Source organism: Salinicola salarius, assembly GCF_002179555.1.
Taxonomy (GTDB): domain Bacteria; phylum Pseudomonadota; class Gammaproteobacteria; order Pseudomonadales; family Halomonadaceae; genus Salinicola; species Salinicola salarius_A.
This window is the reverse complement of the sequence record NZ_NHOU01000020.1, coordinates 1-16,974: the sequence shown is the minus strand read 5'-3', so window position 1 is coordinate 16,974 and position 16,974 is coordinate 1. Positions and strand designations below refer to the sequence as shown.

Below are 16,974 nucleotides of genomic sequence, written 5' to 3'. Positions count from 1 at the left end.
GAGCTTCCCAGTGTCCCGATTATCGGCGCCGTAACCGGAAACCTTGAACATAGGATTACGGAACACTGTTTTCAATCTCGATTTCAACTTTAGTCGTCCCGATTCACCTTGACAAGCCGGGATGGGGAAAATGCTCACTCGCTGCACATTCCTGCTGAAACCCATCATTTTCCGATGAATGCCTTCGATTCAGTCGCGCTCCCGCTGCAGGTTGAGTTATATCCCGCTGAAGCCTTTCAACGTCCTCGCCAATGGCTTCTCCTCATGCGTTCGAGCCGCTAGACCAGCACGCTGACCTTCACGTCGCCTTCGCGGTGGGTGACGTTGACGCTGACATCGTTGGCGTGCCGGGCCAACGAGAGATCGAGGGTGGCGTCGCCGACGCGCAGCCGCTGGATCGACAGGTGGTTGATCCACACCGGCAGGCGGGGATAGTCGAAGCGCAGATGCGGAGATTCGGCGCTGAAGGTCAGACCGAGACACGCCTGCAGCATCTGGAATACGCTGCCCGCCGCCCACGCCTGGGGCGAGCAGGCCACGGGATAGCGCGTCGGCCCTTGCGAGGGTTCGCGCGCGAAGCCGCAGAAGAGTTCGGGCAAGCGGTAATCCTCCATGTGCATGGCGGCCTCGAACAGCCCGGTCATGATGCGGATAGCGGCCTCCTGGTAGCCGTAGCGGGCCAGCCCCTGGGCGATCATGGCATTGTCGTGCGGCCATACCGAGCCATTGTGGTAGGACATCGGGTTGAAGCGAGCCTCGCCTTCGGCCAGGGTACGAATGCCGAAGCCGTTGAAACCTTCTGTGGAAAGCAGTGTTCGCGCCAGCGTGCTGGCCCGCTCCGGTAGCGCGATCCCACTCCACAAGGCGTGGCCGGCGTTGGAGGCGCGAACGGCGCACGGGGTCTTGTCGCCATCCAGTGCCAGGGCGTAGCTGGCGATGTCGTCGCGCCAGAAGGCGGCATCGAAGCGCTGCTGCAACGTATCGGCTTCCCGCTCCAGGCGCGTGGCCATCTCCGGCTTTTCCAGCAGCCGTGCCAGCCTGGCGGCACCACGCTTGGCGGCGAACACGTAGCCCTGAACCTCGCACAAGGCGATGGGACCCTCGGCACTACGGCCGTCGGCATGAAACACGGAATCGGCGGAGTCCTTCCAGCCCTGCTGTGTCAGTCCGCCATGACGGCTGGCCTCGTATTCGACGAAGCCGTCGCCATCGAGATCGCCATATCGATCGATCCAGTGCAGTGCCTGTTCCAGCGCCGGCCACAGCTGGCGGATGAACGCCGTGTCCCCGCTACGCGCCTGATAGGCGTCGGCCAATACCACGAACAGCGGCGTCGAATCGACGCTGCCGTAGTAGCGTCCGAAGGGAACCTCGCCGAGCCGCGCCATTTCGCCGTCGCGGGTTTCGTGCAGGATCTTGCCGGGGGAGGCGTCGGACTGGGCATTTTGGTCCTCGGCCTGGGTGGCGGCGAGAAACCCCAGCACGCCGCGCGCCAGATCGGGAGCCAGCCACAGGGTCTGCAGCGCGGTGATCAGTCCATCGCGCCCGAACGCCGTACTGAACCAGGGCACCCCGGCGTAGGGATAGGGCCCATGCGGCGTATCGCTGACCAGCATCTGCAGATCGGCGGCGGAGCGTGTCATCCACTCGTTGAACTGCTCGTTGTCGGAGTAGAGCGAGCCGACCAGGGCGCGATCGTGGGCCCGCCGGGCGCCGATCCGATGCACGGCGGTGTCGAAGTCCAGTGCCTGTTCCGGTGCTTTCCCTTCCTCGCAGGCGACACTGAGTTCGAGCGTGACCGTCTGCTGGGAGGCCAATTCCAGCTCATGAACCAGATACTGGCCGTTTTCCGCCTCATCGACACGCACCGGGCGGTCGCATCGAATGCGCGTCTGACTCGTTCGGCCATCGAGACCACGGTAACGGAAGAGCACGGCCTGTCCGTCCCGGGTCGGCGCGAGCCGCTCCCCGCGCTGGGCGCGCTGGCGTCCGCGGATTTCGAAGATATCGGCGTAGTCGGCGGCCACCAGCACACCGAGCCGCAACCTGGCGGTGGCAGTGCCGTAGTTGGTGATGCGGATACGCTCGTGCAGCACCCCGTCCCAGAGCACCTTGGTGCGGCGCAGATGCACCGTATCCTTGGCTACCTCGGCGCTGGCCGGCACGGTGAGGTCCACGCTGAATCCCTGGTTGTCGCGGTTGACCGCCGAATTGAGCAGCAACGGCCGCTGGCCATCGACATCCAGCTCGAGCCGCGACAGATAGCGGGTTCCCTCATGGTAGAGCCCCTGTTCGCCGAGGCCGACCGGCTGGATGTCTCCCAGCCGATCGAAAAGGGCGAAGGTCTCGCCCTGTTTGAGCACCTGGGTGGGTGAATCCGCGCGTGCCGAACTGGCGTTGACGTACCACTGATCGTTGACGCGAATCGTATCGTTCATGACCGACTCCTCAAGCGACGGCGGCATGCAGGGGAATACGCTGGCGGGGGCCATGCGGGCCGTTCCCGGAGTCGAGCAGGCGCTGATAGCAGCTCAGGTAACCTTCGGTCATCGCCGAGACCGAGAAGTGCCGCTCGAAGTAGCGCCGACATGCCCGGCGGTCGATCTTCTCGATATGCGCCAGCGCGGCGACTGCCTGATCGACGTTGTCGACCACCCGGCCGCTGACGCCATCGCGCATGACTTCGGGCACCGAGCCCCGCCGGAAGGCGACGACCGGAGTGCCGCAGGCCATGGCCTCGATCATCACCAGGCCGAACGGTTCGGGCCAGGCGATCGGGAACAGCAGCGCGCGGGCATTGCCGAGGAAATCGTTCTTTTCTCTTTCGCCGATCTCGCCGATGTATTCCACCTGCGGATGGGAGAGCAGCGGTTTGATGCAGCTATCGAAATAGTCCTTGTCGCCCTGGACGTCGGCGGGCTTGGCGGCCAGCTTGATCGGCAACCCGGCGCGCAGGGCGATTTCGATCGCCGTATGCGGCGCCTTCTCCGGCGAGAAACGGCCGATGAAGGCGAGATAGTCGCCACCGTCGGGATTGAGACGGTAGAGCGACTCGGGCACGCCGTTGTAGACGGTATCGAGCCAGTTGACGCCACGCAGCGGCTGGCGCTGATGATTGGAGATCGATACCAGCGGCTCGTGGGGGAAACGCGCGAACAGCGGATAGGCGTCGCTGATGTCGAGCCTGCCGTGCAAGGTGGTGAGATGCGGCACGGACAGATAACGCAATGGCAGGAAGTGAGCGTGATAGTCGGTATGGAAGTGGATCACGTCGAAATCGTCGGCGCGTTCGAGCACGCTGTCGATCTGGGCGAGCAGGGGCGAGATCCTGTCGACCACCAGCTCGTCGCCGCGCATGGCGCGCTCGCACATCGGCACCAGTTCCGCGGCGGTTCGCGAATCGCCGCTGGCGAAAAGCGTCACTTCATGGCCCTGGGCGACCAACGCTTCGGTGAGATAGGAAACGACGCGTTCGGTACCGCCGTACTGCTTGGGTGGAACGGATTCGTTGAGGGGAGCGACTTGGGCGATTCTCATCCTGATATTCCTCCGATCGCTAAACGGAAAAACGCAGCCACAGAATGAACGCGGCGCTGGCGGGGCACGCCAACGCCACCAGCCAGGCCGAAACGAAACGGGTTATAGGGACTGTCGACAGAAATTCAAGCGCGCCGTGTCGAAAAACGGCCCTAGCCGCTATCGGGGCCGAAGGTCTGCGGCAGATAAAGCGTCAGCTCGGGGAAGGCGATCAGCACACCGATCACCACCAGCATCACCAGCAGGTAGATCATCGTCGTGCCCAGTGCCTTGAGCAGCGGAATACCGCCGATCTTGGCCGCGATCATCAGGCACAGCCCGTAGGGCGGGGTGATCAGCCCCAAGCCGAGTGCCATGACGCTGATCACGCCGAATTGCAGCGGGTCGACGCCGGCCTGGGCCGCCAGGGGCTGGAAGATTGGCGCCAGGATCGCCATTGCCGGCAGCGAATCCATGAAGGTGCCCACCAGCAGCATGACGATGGTCGCGATGATCAAAAGCGTGGTCGGATCGGTGATCTCGACACCCGCCATCAGCGACGGCGGAATGCGGTAAAAGCTGATCAGATAGCCGAAGATCGCCGCGCCGACCAGGCTGAACAGCGATAGCGAGCAGAGGCGCACCGTGTCGGTGGAGGCGTCGAGGACGCTCTTGAAGGTGAGTTCGCGATAGACGATGAAGCCCAGCAGCAGCGCGTAGAGCACCGCCATGACCGCGGCCTCGGTGGGCGTGACGATGCCCAGGGTGATGCCGCCGATGATCAGCACCGGGATGCCGGCGGCGAGCAGGCCATCCTTGCCGGAACTGGCCAGTTGCCTGAGCGTGGCGCGCTTTCTTGTCGGCACGTCATAGCGGCGCACGTAGCCGAGGTTGAGCAGCAGCTGCGCGGCGGCGATCAGAATCCCCGGCACGATGCCGCCGAGAAACAGCCCGGCGATCGAGGTGCTGGTGAGCGCGCCCCACACGATCATGTTGATCGACGGCGGAATGATGATCCCCATCACCGAAGAGGCGGCTGTCACCGCGACGCTGAAGTGGGTCGGGTAACCTTCCTTTTTCATGGCCGGGATCAATACCGTACCGATACCCGCACTGTCGGCCGTCGACGACCCCGAAACGCCGGCGAACAGCATGCTGACCAGCACGTTGACGTGGGCCAGCGCCCCTTTGACATGCCCGACCAGATTGAGGCACAGCGTGATCAGGCGGTCGGTGATGCGGGCGGCATTCATCAGATTGCCGGCGAGCAGGAACAGCGGCACCGCCAGCAGCACGAAGGAGTCCATGCCGTAGTACATGCGCTGGAACAGAATCCACGGCGTCAGGCGCGGATCGAGCACGATGATGCCAAACGAGGTGAGCACCAGCGACATCGCGATCGGCACGCCCAGCACGATGAGGACGCCGAGCAGCGCGAACAGCAGCCACGGCAGCAGGTAGAGCCAGTCGGCAGGCATCATCGCGGGGTCTCCTTCTCGTGTGACGAGGGCAAATCGAAGTCTTGCGTGGGCGGGGCGCTCGGATGGGCCGGATCGATGAGCTCGTCGATCTCGGAAGGCGTGTCGAGCTCGCTCTCCATGGCATCGACGCCCTGGCTGGCGGTCACCAGCAGGCGCTGCAGGCTGAACAGCACGATCAGCACGCCGCTGACGAGGAAGGTCGAATAGGTCACGACCATCGGCAGCTGCGAGGCGCTGGCAATCCGGTTGAAACCGGAAAGGGCGAAGGCCTGGCCGAAGACGACGAAGATCAGCCCGACGGTCAGGCAGGCGACATCGCGGATCACTCGGGTCATCCGGTCGGGGCGGGAACCGCGGGGGAAAGCCTCGAGCACGAAGTGATCGGCATGCAGCACGCCGATCGCGGTGCCCAGCATGATCATCCACTGGAAGGCGAAACGGCTCATCTCCTCGGTCCAGTAGAGCCTCGGCAGGAAGCCCAGGTTGCGGCTGACGATCTGATAGACAATCAGCACGATGAAACTGGCCAGCAAGAACAGCAACACCCCGTGAAGGAGGCGTTCCAGCTGGCGGTTGACGCGGCCCAGGGCCGTTGCGAATGCCATGACACGACTCCTTTACTGGGTATTGATGATGAGTTCATAGAGATCGCGCAGCCCCATGTCGTCGATCACCTGGCCCAGCGGGCCGGCGACGATCTGCTGCATGCGCTCGCGATCCATCGGGTAGAAGGTGGCGCCTTCGGCCTCGAGCTTGTCGCGGGACTCCTTGTCGAGACGGATCTGCAGGTTCCGCGCGTACTGCTCGCTCTCGTCGGCAGCGGCCTGTACCGCCTGCTGCTCGGAGGGCGTGAGCGACTCCCAGGTATCGTCGGAAATGGTCAGCAAGCGCACGGTGATGTCGTGTTCGGAAAGCCCGATATGGGGCGCGACTTCATGGAAGCGCATGCGGTAGATCCACTCCGCCTCGTTGAGCAGGCCGTCGATGGCGCCCAGCTGCAGCCCGGTGTAGATCTCCTTGTAGGCCATGACCGTGGGCTGGGTGCCCAGCGCTGCCCAGGCCGTGATCACCGGCCGGGTCGGATTGGTGCGCAGCTTCATGCCTTCGAGATCGTCGAGCGTTTCCAGCGGGCGGGTACTGACGATCTGACGGGTGCTGCCGCCGTAGTAGGCGAGCACCTTGACCCCGGTTTCCGCCTCGATGCGCTGGGCGATCTCCTGGCCGGCCTCGCCATCCAGCACGTGCCGCCAATGATCGAGATCGCGATACAGAAACGGAATCGAGAAGATGCTGGCGGTATGCGAGAACTCCGAGATCAAGCCGGGATTGATGATCGAGAAATCCAGCGCACCCGCGGTCTGCTGCTCGAACATCTCGGTTTCATGACCGAGCACCGAATTGCTGTAGAGGTTCACCGTGAGTTCGCCGTCGGTTTTCTCTTCCAGCAACTGTTTGAAGCGCTCCGCGCTCAGGTGGTAGGCGGTATCCTCCGTGGCGCCGTGGCCGAAGATCAGCTCGCGGGCTTCGGCCGGCGTGGCGAGCGCGGCGAAAAGAAGGCCCGTGGCGACGATGAGCCGCCAGCCGGACAGATAGCGTGGAACCTCGTGAAATCTCATGGTGACTCCTGGGGGCGAGCGAGCGAGGGTTGGGAGCTGGCGCGAACCATCAACGGTGCCTCGAGGACGATGCGTTCGCGTTCGCCGTCGGGCGTCCGTATCCGCTTCAGGGCCAGTTCGGCGGCGCGGCGGCCGATCGATCGAGGGTGGGTCGCGATACTGGTCAATGCGGGGTCGGTGAGGGCGGCTTCATCGATGTCGTCGACGCCGACCACCGCGCAGTCCTGCCCCGCGCGCAGGCCAAGATGGGAAAGCGCCAGCAGCGCTCCCAGTGCGACCAGGTCGTTGTGGCAGATCAGGGCCGTGGGCACGTCGTCGCCACGCATCAGCTCGAGGGTGATTTCGCGCCCTGCGCAACGAGTCAGGGGGCCGCGAACGATGCGCGACAGGTCATCGAGTCCGGCCTCGTGCATGGCCTGTCGGTAGCCCGCGAGACGTTCGCGGTCGGCGGAGTGGTCAGCGGTTCCCGCGAGCAGGGTGATACGACGATGCCCCAAGGCGATCAGGTGACGAACGGCGTTGGCGACGCCCGCCCGAAGGTCGGCACCGACATAGTCGCCGAGCGGTGACGGGCCGACGTGCCGCATGACCTCGATGCAGGGCATGCCCCAGTCGGCGATCGTTTCGATCAGCGACGCGGGGGTTTCCTCCGCGGGGCACAACAGCAGCGCATCGACCCGATGTTCCCGCATGCGTGCCAGGAAGCGCGCCTGGCGGGCCAGGCTGTCGCCGCTGCTGGCCAGAAAGGGAGCGTAATCGGCGTCCTGCAGTGTCTCGTCGATACCCGCCATCAGGGCACCGAAGAACGGATTGGCGATATCGTGGACGACGACGCCAAGCGTCGCCGTGCGAGCGCTTCTCAAGGTCGCCGCGCCACGATTGTAGACATAGCCCAGCTCTGTCATCGCTTCCTGAACCCGAGCGCGGGTTGATTCGGCAACCAGCTCGCTACCTTGCATCACCAGCGAGACGGTCGAACGGGATACGCCGGCATGGGCCGCGATATCTCTCAGCGTGACGCGCGGGCGGGATGAGTTCCTGACGTTTTCGGGCATGCTGCATTCCGTTTTGGATCGATCCAAAAAGCTGTCAGCAGGTTAGTCGTGCCATAGGAATGCGCCTATTCGCCTTTAGTGGAAAACGATGTCGGTGAACTACAAGAGGTGTTCGGGGGAGATCTTCATCACGAGAGACAGGCAAGTGCGCCACTGACTTCACCTGTCATGCCATGTCTCGATGGCATAAGGGCGATGCGTGGGCGACGAACTGTCGCCCACGCAATTTGCATGCTTGCTACTTCTTGCATGTTCGCTACTTCGTCTGACACTCCGCTTCGGCCTTGGCCGAATTGGCACAGTCATCCGTTTCTCCCCAATGGGAGATCAAGTAGATACAGCCAATCAAACTCAGCACCAAAACCACGATGGCTATTTTCATGGTGTCCCTTTGTCACTATCGGATGTCGCTATCGGAAAGACCCAATCATCGTAGTTGAAGTCCGATAGAAATCTCCGGGATCTTGCCCATTCATAAGCGCGATTCCCGAGTCATGAAGGCCGCGTTTTACCTTGATCAATGGCCAAAGTGCCGCTTTCCATAGAGGGGACGGTGTCTCAGTTCAGCCTGTCGCCCCAGGCTTCCTCGTTGAACGGGCTGATCGGGCGTTTGCCATCCAGCGCGAGCATGATGTTGTCGACTGCGCGCTGGGCCATGGCGGTGCGTGTTTCATGGGTAGCGGAGCCGATGTGCGGCAGTGCGACCACGTTGGGCATCTTGGGCAGCGGAGAATCCGCCTGGAGCGGTTCCTGCTCGAACACGTCGAGACCGGCGCCGCGAATCTGGCCGCTTTCGAGGGCCTGGATCATGGCCTGTTCGTCGACCACCTGCCCGCGGGAGATGTTGATGAAGATGGCGCCCTCCTTCATCAGCTCGAACTCGCGGGCACCGATCAACTGGCGGGTTTCCGGGGTCAGCGGCACGATGGCGCAGACGAAGTCGGACTGCTGCAGCAGCTCGTCCAGTTCGCAGCGGCGCGCGCCCAGCTCTGCTTCCAGAACCGGTTTGGGCGAGGCGTTGGAGTAGAGGATCTTCATGCCGAAACCGAGGGCGCCGCGGCGGGCCACCGCCTGGCCGATGCGTCCGAAGCCGACCATGCCCAGCGTCTTGCCATGAACGTCGCTGCCGAACTGTTCGGGGCCGATGCTGGACTTCCAGTCGCCGCGCTTGACGTACTCGGCCAGTTCCACCACCCGGCGGGCACTCGCCATGATCAGCGAGAAGCCGGTATCGGCGGTGGTTTCGGTGAGCACGTCCGGCGTGTTGCAGAGCAGGATGCCGCGCCGGGTCAGTTCCTCGACCGGATAGTTGTCCACACCCACCGAGATACTGGCGATCGCTTCCAGATTGGGCGCGGCATCGAGCAGTTCCGGGGTCATGTTGACCCCCGCGCCGATCAGCCCGTGAGCTTGTCCCAGCGCCTCGCGGAATGCCGGATCGTCGGCCGATTCGAGCTTGCCGAAGTAGTCGACGTGAAAGCGTTCGCGTAGCTGGTCGAGTTGCTGGTCGTTGAGGCGACGGTACGCCAGGATGCGCTTGCTCATGAAAGACTCTCCGGCTGAAAAATCGAAATATCCGCAGGCGACGACATCGCCGCCTGCGAGGTGAGGGACGCACGAGCTTACCGACAAACCCGGCCCCCTGAGGCAGTGCTTCGACGAAAGTCTAGCGGGAAGGACGCGGTCGGAGACAAGTCCGAACGAAGGAATCTTGGTGTTTGTCACCGGTCACGCGCCCAGCAGGCGCTCGACGCGTTATACGGAGGCCCGCCCGGGCCGCTTGATCAATTGGCGGAATTTCGGCAGCTGCCGGGCGATGGGCGGAATGCGCAGAATCATCAACAGGGCGCCAACGGCGGCATAGAGGCTCCACTGCTCCAGGTCGGCACGGACCACCCAGAGAAAGTGCAGCAGCCCCAGACCCAGCACCAGGTAGACGATCTTGTGCAGCGTCTTCCAGCGCTTGCCCAGCTTGCGCATGGACCACTTGTTGGAGGTCACGCCCATCGCGATCAGCCCGACGAGAGCGAGCATGCCGACGATGATGTAGGGGCGTCGGACGATCTCGCTGCCGAGCCGGGAGAGATCCAGCCCCAGAATGAAAACGGCGTAGCAGAACAGGTGCAGCAGCGCATAGGTCAAGGTCCACAGGCCGAGCTGGCGGCGGATCAGGGTGAAGCCTTTCCAGCGGGTCAGCTTGGTCAGCGGGGTCAGGCTGAGAGTGGAAAACAGCATCCACAGTATGCCCTGGCCGATGTTGAGCAGCAGGTAGCGGCCGGGTTCCGGGCCGGCGGCGTTGATCGCGACCTGGGAGCTCCACCAGGCCAGCGGCACCAGCGCGGCGATGAACACCGCGATGCGCCAGAGCGTCAGCGTGTAGCGGGGCGTCGGCATCAGAAATGCTTCCTCAGATCCATGCCCTGATAGAGACTCGCGACCTCCTCGGCGTAGCCATTGAACATCCGCGTATCGATGATGTTGGGATTGAACAGGCTGTTGGGTAGCCGGCGCTCGGTGGCCTGGCTCCAGCGTGGGTGATCGACCTCGGGATTGACGTTGGCATAGAAGCCGTACTCGTCCGGGGCGATCGCCTGCCAGGAGTTGACCGGCTGTTCCTCGACCAGCGAGATCCGCACGATCGACTTGATGCTCTTGAAGCCGTACTTCCACGGCACGACCAGCCGGAAGGGCGCGCCGTTCTGGTTGGGCAGTTCGCGCCCGTACATGCCGAGCCCGAGAATCGCCAGCGGATGCATCGCCTCGTCCATGCGCAGGCCCTCGGTGTAGGGCCAGTCGATCAGCGCGAACGACGAGTCCTGGCCCGGCATCTGTTCCGGTGCGACCAGTGTCTCGAACTTGACGTACTTGGCCTTCGACGTGGGCTCGGCGCGTTTGATGACGTCACCCAGCGGAATCCCCAGCCACGGAATGACCATCGACCAGGCCTCGACGCAGCGCAGCCGATAGATGCGCTCCTGCAGGCGGGAAGGCTTGGCCAGATCCTCGAGATCGAAGCGCCCGCCGTTATTGACCTCGCCGTCGATCACCACGCTCCAGGGCTGGGTCTTGAGCGCGTCGGCATTGCGGGCGGGGTCGCCCTTGCCGGTGCCGAATTCGTAGAAGTTGTTGTAGTGGGTGGCGTCGTCGAAAGGCGTGAGTTTGTCCAACTGGCGATCGGCAGGCACCACGCTTTCCCATTCGGCGTTGGCCAGCTTGGGCTCGAGCCAGCCTGGCGGATTGCCGGCCGGTACGTCCTGATAGTCGGAGGCGGCCGCCAGAGCGCGTCCCGACAGTGCCAATCCTGCTCCTGCACTCAGGCCCAGGCCAGCCAGCCCGCCCATGAAGCGGCGACGCGAGAGGTAAACCGATTCCGGGGTGACGTCCGATTCGCGCAGGTCGCCGGGTTTGGCAATCTTGATCAACATGATGAGTCTCCAACCGCCGATGATGGCATAGGGTGGATACGCTGGCGGTGCGCGCCTGGATGCGTGTACCGAGACGCCGGCGTACGCCGTGACACCGCATGAGGCTCAGTTTAGGTGATCCATGCCCCGTCCTGCCGGAAAACGCCGGTCGCGTTCAGATCACGCCCAGCCAGCGCCACCAGATGAAATCGAGCGGCCACAACAGCAGGATCGTGACCACCGCCAGCGGCAGCGTGATGCGCATGGCCTGACGGATGCTCACGCCGGAAGTGAGCAGGCCGATGATCAGCGGCGGCGACTGATAGGGGAACACCACGGTCGAGAATCCGATCACCTGAGACATCACCACCGCGGAAGGCGACCAGCCGGTGACATCGGCCAGTTGCGGTGCCAGTGGCGTCATCACCGCGGGAACGCCGGGCAGCGTGACCAGCATGCCCAGGATCGTGCCGATCACCGAGAGCCAGGCGAAGTTGCCGGCAGTCGATTCGGGCGAGAGCGGCAACACGTCGAGAAGCTGGCCGGCGATCGCCTCGCCCAGCCCGCTGTCGTGCGCCAGCGCGCCCAGGCTGACGATCCCGGCGACGTAGATGAACGGTTCGAGGTTCATCTGCTGCAACGGTCTGGCCGGCAGCAGCCCGCTGCCCGGGAACAGGCAGACCAGCGCCACCAGCATGCCGATCCAGGCCGGCGAGATGCCGTGCCAGGCATCGGTCATCCACATCACCACGGCGAAGGCCAGCAGCACGCTCATCAGCCTGCCGCCGCCGTCGAGCCCGGACGACGCCTCGGTCGTGAAAGGGGGTGGCGCCGCGGCGCGGAACTGCCACAGGATCAAGCCCATGATCAGCACCCACTTGAGCAGCCCCAGCACCGGGAAATGCAGCAGCAGATATTCGCCATAGCTGGGCGAGAAGCCGAGCACCGCTTCGCTGGCCCCCATCAACACATTGTTGGGCACGTTGGCCGGCAGAATCGTGAAGGTGGGCAGAAAGCTCGACATGATGCCGCTGAGCAGGACGCCGCTGCGGCCCGGATTGCCCGGGGCGTAGCCGAAGCGGTCGGCCAGAGTCAGCAGGATCGGCACCAGCAGCACGATCCGGCCCATCGCCGACGGCATGAAGAAGGAGGCAATCAGCCCCAGCAGCCCCACGCCGACGACCGCCTGTGGATAACCTGACGCGAGATGAGGTCCGATCCGGGCGGCGACGCGTTCGCCCAGGCCGGTGTGATTGATCGCGGCGCCGATCACCATGCCCGAGAACACCAGCCAGGTCGCGGCCGACTCGAAACCGACGAACGCCGTCGAGGCCGGCGCGACCTTCGCCACGGTGCAGAGGGTGAAGAAGATGAGCGCCGTCAGCCACTGCGGCAGCCAGCCGGTGGCCCACAGGCCGATGCAGAGCACCACTACGATCCCGGCCTGCAGGACCGAGCCGTCGGCGCTGCCCAGCAACAGCCAGCCGAGCGCGCCCAGCAGAGCCAGCAATGACATTCCCTGACGCCAAGGCAAAACGGTAATCGAAGAGGACATCACGACAGATCCGAAGGCGAGCGAGGCGGCAGTATACCAGCGTGAAAAGCGACCATCGGTCGAATCGGGGGGCTGGATCAGCGCTGCAGACTCAGCAGAGTAATGGTGATCAGAATGATCGCCATGCCGAAAAGTTGCAGCGGGGCGAGCGTCTGTCCCAGCACGACGAATCCGAACAGCGAGGCCGTGACCGGCTCCACCATGGCGATCATGGAGGCCGCCGAGGGGGACGTCCGTCTCAGCCCGGGCAGATAGAGATAGAAGGAGATGCCTGCGCCGAACAGTCCGAGCAGCAGAAACCCGTAGGCGTCGCCGGTGAACGGCACTTTCTGCATCTGCCCGATGTCGACGAATGCGAACAGCAGCAGCGTCAGGGTCAGGAAGGCGATCGTCAGGACCGCCTGCGCCGGTCCCTGGGCTCTGGCGTAGCGAAAGCCGAAGATGAACAGGGCGTAGGACAAGCCGGACAACAGGCCGCAAGCGATACCCCAGACCGAAACCTGGCCCGTGCCGCTGCGCAGGATGTCGGTCAGCAGCACGATACCCACCATCACCGCCGTGATCGACGCCCATTTGCCTAGCGTCGGCTTCTCCAGACCGCATGCGAACGACACCAGAAAGACGAACAGCGGCGCGGTGTACATCAGCGTGGCGGCGATCGCCACGTTGGCGTTCGAGATGCTCAGGAAATAGAAGGTGAAGTTGCCGGCCACACCAACGCCAGCCACGACCGACCAGGCGATGAGCCGCCAGTCGAATCGCAGGTTGCGCAACGGATGGAGGACGAACCAGGCCAGCATGCAGACCAGGCCGATCGCGCCGCGATAGAAAGAGATGACGTAAGGATCCCAGCCCTCGTCCATCAGCAGGCTCGCAACGCCGCCCGACAGGCCCCAGAACATGGCTGCAAGCGTGATGTGGACGGTGCCCTTCACCGAATTCGACATGGTTTGATGCCCTCCTTGGCAGATGTTGTCTGTCGTCAGCGTAGATGACGAATCGGATTCGCGAACCTGTGGCGTCGTGACGGTTTCCTTCTAGGCTGAACATCCAGACGGGCCAGATGGGTGGCTCCTGCCAGCCGGGAGAGAATGCGTGAAGCAGGTAACGACAACCGCGATGGCGACGCTCTGTCTGAGCGGAGAATTGACGAACAAGCTGGAGGCGATCGCGCGGGCCGGATTCGACGGCGTGGAGGTTTTCGCCGATGACCTGCAGTCGAGCGGTCTGGCGCCGCGAACCGTGGGGGAGCGTTGTCGGGAACTCGGACTGACGGTCGTCGCGCTACAGCCGTTCCGCGATGCCGAGGCGCTGCCGCCGGCATGGCATCGGCAGATGCTGGAGGAAGCCAGGCGACAACTCGATACGCTGGCCGATCTCGGTGGCGACTTCCTGCTCGCCTGCAGCAACACCCGCGAAGAAGCCCAGAACGACCGGGGCCGATCCGCCGACAGCCTGCGCGACCTGGCCGAACTGGCGGCCGAACGGGAGATGCGCGTGGGCTTCGAGGCGCTGGCCTGGGGACGGCATGTCTTCGACTATCGCGAGGCGTGGCGGATCGTGCAGCGGGCGGATCATCCGGCGCTTTCCATCGTGCTGGACAGCTACCATATCCTGGCTCGCGAACTCGAGCTGGAAACCCTCGCCACGATTCCTGGCGACAGAATCGGCCTGGTGCAGCTGGCCGATTCGCCGTGGCCGCGCGGGCAGGATCTGCAAGCGCTGAGCCGTCATCGACGGGCGTTTCCCGGCGACGGCGAATTACCCCTCGAACGATTCATGGAGGCATTGGGCAGGACAGGATATGCCGGGCCGCTGTCGCTGGAAATCTTCAGCGATGCACTGGCGGTCATGCCGACGGGCATGGCCGCGCTTCAGGGCAAGCACGCGCTGGATTCGCTACTGGCTTCGCAGCCGTAACAACACCTCGTTCGGCGGCTATATCAGCCACAGATGGCTCAGCCAGATTCCCAATGCCAGTGTCAGCGCCGACAGCACCGTCGCCATTACCATCGCCGCCGTGCCCAGCTCGCCGAACCCGTAACGCTGGCCCAGCAGCGGATACATCGAGAGCATCGGCGCGCAGGCAAAGATGATTGCCGCGGTGGCGAATACCGGATCGAGCCCCGGGATCAGCAGTACCATCAGCAGTATGCAGAGCGGGTGCAGGGAGAGCTTGGCGAGCGCGATCCGAGTCACACGCTTGACCATGCCGCGCACGCGCAGGCCGCACAGCGTGCCACCGATGACGAACAGCGCCACCGGCGAGGACGAGGCGGCGAGCATCTCGAGCACCCGGGCAATCGGGGCCGGCGGATGCAGGTTCAGCGCGGCGAGCAGCGTGCCCACGGCGATGGCGATGATCAATGGGTGGCGCAGAATGCGTACGGCCACCGGTTTCACCGTCTCCCATACGCCTCCCTTGGCCTGGCGGCCGAGTTCGGCGAGTACCAGCGCCGTGGGAATCACCAGCAGGTTCTCGATCAGCATGTTGAGCGCCAGAGCGATGCCCGCCGTGGGGCCCACCACCAGCACCGCCACCGGATAGCCGATGAAGCCGCTGTTGGAGGCCGACGTGCCCAGGGCGTACATTGCCCGGCGTTCCAGCGGCGCGTTACCGCGCAGCGTCACCAGACCGAAGGTGATGGCGAAGGCGAGCCCGGAACCCAGTCCGTAGACGAGCAGGTACGGCACGTTGAAGACCTCGCCCAGCGGACGCTGGAGCAACGCCTGGATCACTAGCGCGGGCAGGGCGATGTTGATCACATAACGGCCCATGCCCTGGATATGGGCTTTGTCGACGATGCGCTTGAGCACCGCGAGATAACCGATGCCCAGCAGGATGAAGATGGGAACGATGGCGCCGAAGATGGTGTTCACGAAACGTTGACCGCTGCCAATTAGACTTATGCCTAATAGCATGAGCCCGAGACGGGCTACCGGCAAGTGGATTCACTCGTACGGCGCCCGTCGTCCTCGGTCAGCAAATGTTTGCAATCAGCGTTGCCAGCCGATGACCTCCAGCGCGCGCTGGCGATGCGCCTCCGTGATCTGGCCGACTGCCCGTCGCGAGCTTTCAGTTGACCTGCTGGGCTATCAGTTTCGCCTTCTCGCGAAGCAGGGGCAGGAAGTCTTTCGTTAACGTCTGCATGTCGATCCGCGCCGCGTTGGTGCTGATATTGATGGCGCCCAGCAACCCACCATTGGCGTCGAAGGCCGGGAGAGCCAACGAGCGAAGTCCCGAGTCCAGCTCCTGATCCAGAATACAGTAACCCTGCTGGCGAATCTCGACGAGGCGCACCTCCAACGCCGCTTTGTCGGTGATGCTGTGCTCGGTGTGTCGCGAGAGAGTGACCCGCTCGAGATAGGCGGCGCGCTCTGCGTCCGGTAACTGCGCCAGCAGGACGCGGCCCATGGAGGTATAGGCTGCCGGAAGGCGGGTGCCGATCGACAGTGAAATGGACATCAAGCGGTGATGAGCCGCCGATCGCGCCACATAGGTGACGTCGTCGCCATCGAGTACGCCCATCGACGAGGACTCGCCGGTAACATCGGTGATGTCCTCGAGGTGTTGTTGAATGACGCTGCGATAACCGTTCGAGGAGAGAAAGGCATAACCCAGCTGTAGCGCCTTGGGTGCCAGCTCGAACGAACGATATTGTTTACGCACGTAGCCCAGCGCGTGCAGCGTCAGCAGAAATCGCCGTGCACGCGCACGATTCATTCCCGTCTTGGCAGCGACCTCGCTCAACGTCATCCGTGGTGACTGCTGATCGAACGCGAGTATCACCTCGAGTCCGCTGGCCAGTGCGGTGACGAAGTCGCGATCATCAGGGTTGAGCGTTTCTTCCTTGCTATGCATGCCTGAAGTTCCTCGATATCGATCCAGTCAGTTGCCACGAGCTTAAGGGGTACAAGAAAAGTTCGAAAGCCGAACATCTGTTCTGGAAAGTGCGCGCAGCAAGCCTGCACGATTAACTTGCTGTCGTCGGAAGCCTCCATGTCAGTGCAATAGTGGCTGCCTCGTAGGATGACAGCCTTCGAGTCCTAGATATGCAGGGGGGGCCAAAGCCAGCGTCGTCATGGCATTCCCTTGCACTTCATGATTCGAGGTATTGAAGCGATTCGAACGATCAAATGTCGGATCCGAACATGAACTCGAGCCGCGCACTTCTCCCCTCACGCACTTCTCTCCTACTTCAGGAGGAGTCGTTGCTTTTCCTGGCAACCTTGAATACCAAATCTTGTCACGTCTTATACATTGGTCGTAATCAAGTCTTGTGGCCAAACCGGATATTGGCTCGATAAGTAATATTTGTTGGGTCCCGTGTGATTAACCACCCGCTT

Annotated in this window: 14 protein-coding genes; 1 reads left to right on the top strand and 13 read right to left on the bottom strand. The window is 63.4% G+C overall.

The annotated features are described in order from the left end of the window. Positions 1-278: 278 nt before the first annotated feature. The 11 genes from CCD76_RS14045 to CCD76_RS13995 form a co-directional block, all read right to left on the bottom strand. Entirely contained in the window at positions 279-2,438 is a 2,160-nt protein-coding gene (locus tag CCD76_RS14045; RefSeq protein ID WP_087720082.1) for an amylo-alpha-1,6-glucosidase, read from the bottom strand. Between the two features lie 10 nt (positions 2,439-2,448). Next, positions 2,449-3,537, bottom strand: a complete 1,089-nt coding sequence (locus CCD76_RS14040; protein ID WP_087720081.1) for a glycosyltransferase family 4 protein — start codon at positions 3,535-3,537, stop codon at positions 2,449-2,451. 152 nt (positions 3,538-3,689) lie between these two features. Next, positions 3,690-4,997, bottom strand: coding sequence for a TRAP transporter large permease (locus CCD76_RS14035; protein WP_087720080.1), 1,308 nt, complete (start codon positions 4,995-4,997; stop codon positions 3,690-3,692). Next, entirely contained in the window at positions 4,994-5,602 is a 609-nt protein-coding gene (locus tag CCD76_RS14030; RefSeq protein ID WP_087720079.1) for a TRAP transporter small permease, read from the bottom strand. Before CCD76_RS14030 ends, CCD76_RS14035 begins: the two co-directional genes overlap by 4 nt. Before the next feature lie 12 nt (positions 5,603-5,614). Next, entirely contained in the window at positions 5,615-6,613 is a 999-nt protein-coding gene (locus CCD76_RS14025; protein WP_087720078.1) for a TRAP transporter substrate-binding protein, read from the bottom strand. Beyond that, positions 6,610-7,668, bottom strand: a complete 1,059-nt coding sequence (locus tag CCD76_RS14020; RefSeq protein ID WP_087720077.1) for a LacI family DNA-binding transcriptional regulator — start codon at positions 7,666-7,668, stop codon at positions 6,610-6,612. The genes CCD76_RS14025 and CCD76_RS14020 overlap by 4 nt, the downstream gene beginning before the upstream one ends. Before the next feature lie 558 nt (positions 7,669-8,226). After that, complete coding sequence (locus CCD76_RS14015) at positions 8,227-9,213, bottom strand: 2-hydroxyacid dehydrogenase (protein ID WP_087720076.1); 987 nt, start codon at positions 9,211-9,213, stop codon at positions 8,227-8,229. 210 nt (positions 9,214-9,423) lie between these two features. Then, the gene (gene msrQ / locus CCD76_RS14010; protein ID WP_087720075.1) at positions 9,424-10,062 is read right to left on the bottom strand and encodes a protein-methionine-sulfoxide reductase heme-binding subunit MsrQ; all 639 of its coding nucleotides are present in this window, start codon (positions 10,060-10,062) and stop codon (positions 9,424-9,426) included. Further along, a complete protein-coding gene (gene msrP / locus CCD76_RS14005; RefSeq protein WP_087720074.1) occupies positions 10,062-11,093 on the bottom strand; it encodes a protein-methionine-sulfoxide reductase catalytic subunit MsrP in 1,032 nt (343 codons plus the stop codon). The genes msrQ and msrP overlap by 1 nt, the downstream gene beginning before the upstream one ends. Before the next feature lie 154 nt (positions 11,094-11,247). Continuing rightward, entirely contained in the window at positions 11,248-12,588 is a 1,341-nt protein-coding gene (locus tag CCD76_RS14000) for an SLC13 family permease (RefSeq protein WP_256961315.1), read from the bottom strand. A 116-nt stretch (positions 12,589-12,704) separates the two neighbouring features. Next, complete coding sequence (locus tag CCD76_RS13995; protein WP_087720072.1) at positions 12,705-13,574, bottom strand: DMT family transporter; 870 nt, start codon at positions 13,572-13,574, stop codon at positions 12,705-12,707. A 148-nt stretch (positions 13,575-13,722) separates the two neighbouring features. Between CCD76_RS13995 and CCD76_RS13990 the strand changes: the two genes are divergently transcribed. Beyond that, positions 13,723-14,547, top strand: coding sequence for a sugar phosphate isomerase/epimerase family protein (locus tag CCD76_RS13990; protein ID WP_143543297.1), 825 nt, complete (start codon positions 13,723-13,725; stop codon positions 14,545-14,547). An 18-nt stretch (positions 14,548-14,565) separates the two neighbouring features. Here CCD76_RS13990 and CCD76_RS13985 read toward each other — a convergent pair whose 3' ends face one another. Both CCD76_RS13985 and CCD76_RS13980 read right to left on the bottom strand, forming a co-directional pair. After that, the gene (locus CCD76_RS13985) at positions 14,566-15,507 is read right to left on the bottom strand and encodes an AEC family transporter (protein WP_256961314.1); all 942 of its coding nucleotides are present in this window, start codon (positions 15,505-15,507) and stop codon (positions 14,566-14,568) included. A gap of 196 nt (positions 15,508-15,703) precedes the next feature. Next, positions 15,704-16,489 (bottom strand): IclR family transcriptional regulator domain-containing protein, encoded by a 786-nt coding sequence (locus CCD76_RS13980; protein WP_087720069.1) that lies wholly within the window; start codon positions 16,487-16,489, stop codon positions 15,704-15,706. Positions 16,490-16,974 lie beyond the last annotated feature (485 nt).

What these genes read in the sequence shown, in the direction of transcription:
- CCD76_RS14045 (WP_087720082.1), bottom strand. Translation starts at nt 2,438, where the DNA reads ATGAACGATACGATTCGCGTCAACGATCAGTGGTACGTCAACGCCAGT.
- CCD76_RS14040 (WP_087720081.1), bottom strand. Translation starts at nt 3,537, where the DNA reads ATGAGAATCGCCCAAGTCGCTCCCCTCAACGAATCCGTTCCACCCAAG.
- CCD76_RS14035 (WP_087720080.1), bottom strand. Translation starts at nt 4,997, where the DNA reads ATGATGCCTGCCGACTGGCTCTACCTGCTGCCGTGGCTGCTGTTCGCG.
- CCD76_RS14030 (WP_087720079.1), bottom strand. Translation starts at nt 5,602, where the DNA reads ATGGCATTCGCAACGGCCCTGGGCCGCGTCAACCGCCAGCTGGAACGC.
- CCD76_RS14025 (WP_087720078.1), bottom strand. Translation starts at nt 6,613, where the DNA reads ATGAGATTTCACGAGGTTCCACGCTATCTGTCCGGCTGGCGGCTCATC.
- CCD76_RS14020 (WP_087720077.1), bottom strand. Translation starts at nt 7,668, where the DNA reads ATGCCCGAAAACGTCAGGAACTCATCCCGCCCGCGCGTCACGCTGAGA.
- CCD76_RS14015 (WP_087720076.1), bottom strand. Translation starts at nt 9,213, where the DNA reads ATGAGCAAGCGCATCCTGGCGTACCGTCGCCTCAACGACCAGCAACTC.
- msrQ (WP_087720075.1), bottom strand. Translation starts at nt 10,062, where the DNA reads ATGCCGACGCCCCGCTACACGCTGACGCTCTGGCGCATCGCGGTGTTC.
- msrP (WP_087720074.1), bottom strand. Translation starts at nt 11,093, where the DNA reads ATGTTGATCAAGATTGCCAAACCCGGCGACCTGCGCGAATCGGACGTC.
- CCD76_RS14000 (WP_256961315.1), bottom strand. Translation starts at nt 12,588, where the DNA reads ATGTCATTGCTGGCTCTGCTGGGCGCGCTCGGCTGGCTGTTGCTGGGC.
- CCD76_RS13995 (WP_087720072.1), bottom strand. Translation starts at nt 13,574, where the DNA reads ATGTCGAATTCGGTGAAGGGCACCGTCCACATCACGCTTGCAGCCATG.
- CCD76_RS13980 (WP_087720069.1), bottom strand. Translation starts at nt 16,489, where the DNA reads ATGCATAGCAAGGAAGAAACGCTCAACCCTGATGATCGCGACTTCGTC.